The sequence below is a fragment of the Kitasatospora sp. NPDC001095 genome, from assembly GCF_053598615.1.
The window spans coordinates 1-1287 of record NZ_JBSFKQ010000150.1; the positions used below are offsets into that span (position 1 = coordinate 1).

Consider the following 1287-nt stretch of genomic DNA (forward strand, 5'->3'; position numbering starts at 1 on the left):
TGGCAGTCACAGGGGTGGCGGACGAGCCGCTGCCGGAGACCACCGGGGCGTCGGCCGAGCCGGCGCCGTTGGCCGTGGCGGCGGGCGCCTCGGCGGGCTTGCCGTGGGCCGTGGGGGTGGCCGTGGGGATGCCGGGCGCGGCAGTGGCCATTCCCCCCGCGGTCGCGATGGCCGCGGCGGTGGCGGTGGCGGCGATGAGCATGATCGGGCGGATGCGCATGAATCCGTGTCCTTTCCTGCGGGCGTCCGGTTGACGCCGGCACCCCTGTACGCCTCCCGACGCCCGGCAGGTCGCACCTCGCACCCGTGATCCAGGTCATAGGCCGTCGGTGCGACCCCGGGGCGGCGCTCGTGCGTACAGGGCGGGAGGCTCCGCCCAGGACACACGGCTCCACCGCCGCGGCCGAGGAGCGCTTCCTCGCGAGCCGCCTGTGCCGTGAACTGACGGCCAGTCCCAGAAGAGAGGCCCTTGATGACGCCACAGGAGTTCGACGCGTTCTACGCCGCGTCCTTCTCCCGCCTGACCGGGCAGCTGTACGCGTTAACCGGCAACTGGTCCGAAGCACAGGACGTGGTCCAGGAGGCATTCATCCGCGCGTGGGACCGAAGGCGCACGTTCGACCCGGACGAGGCCCCGGAGGCATGGATCCGGACCACGGCCCGGCGGCTGGCACACTCCCGCTGGCGGCGTCTCACCCGGGGCCTGCACTTGGCCGGACGCCACCACCGCCAAGAACCCCCCACCGTCGAGCCGCCCTCCGAGGAGCACCTGATGCTGGTCGCCGCGCTCCGCGACCTGCCCGAGGCACAGCGAGGCGCCCTGGTCCTGCACCACATGTGCGACCTCTCCGTCGAGCAGGTCGCGGCCGAGACCGGCGCCAGCGTCAGCGCCGTCAAGAGCCGCCTCGCCCGCGGCCGGACCGCGCTCGCGGCCAGACTCGCTGACCAGACCCCCATCAGCGAGGAAGGAAGGCTCCGTGTCTGACCCCGTCCACGACACCCTCGCCGACCGGCTGCGGCTGCTCGGCACGCAGATGCCCGCACCGGCCCTGCCCGCTGCGGAGATCCGCCGACGCGCCGACCGGCGCCGCCACCTCCGGCACGCCCTGGGCGCGACCGCGGCCTGCACCGCGGCAGCCCTGTGCCTGGTTCTCCCGTCCGTGCTGCACTCACCAGGACCACAACACTCGGCGGGGCCACAACACTCGGCGGGGCCACAGCACTCACCGGGACCACAACAAGGAGCAGCCGCCACGGACGCCCCCTCCGTGCCGGCTTCCCCCCGGC

General features: G+C 73.9%; 2 protein-coding genes and 1 pseudogene. 2 read left to right on the top strand and 1 reads right to left on the bottom strand.

Annotated features, from left to right (window positions below; genetic code table 11):
• Positions 1-220 (bottom strand): hypothetical protein (locus ACWDBB_RS36225; RefSeq protein ID WP_449793656.1); only part of this gene is annotated, 220 nt, incomplete at its 3' end.
• 252 nt (positions 221-472) lie between these two features.
• Between ACWDBB_RS36225 and ACWDBB_RS36230 the strand changes: the two genes are divergently transcribed.
• Together ACWDBB_RS36230 and ACWDBB_RS36235 are read left to right on the top strand one after the other, a co-directional pair.
• On the top strand, positions 473-985 hold the full coding sequence (locus ACWDBB_RS36230) for a SigE family RNA polymerase sigma factor (RefSeq protein WP_449793657.1): 513 nt from the start codon (positions 473-475) through the stop codon (positions 983-985).
• Positions 978-1287, top strand: a pseudogene (locus ACWDBB_RS36235) (hypothetical protein); the annotation flags it as partial. The gene ACWDBB_RS36230 and the pseudogene ACWDBB_RS36235, both read left to right, overlap by 8 nt.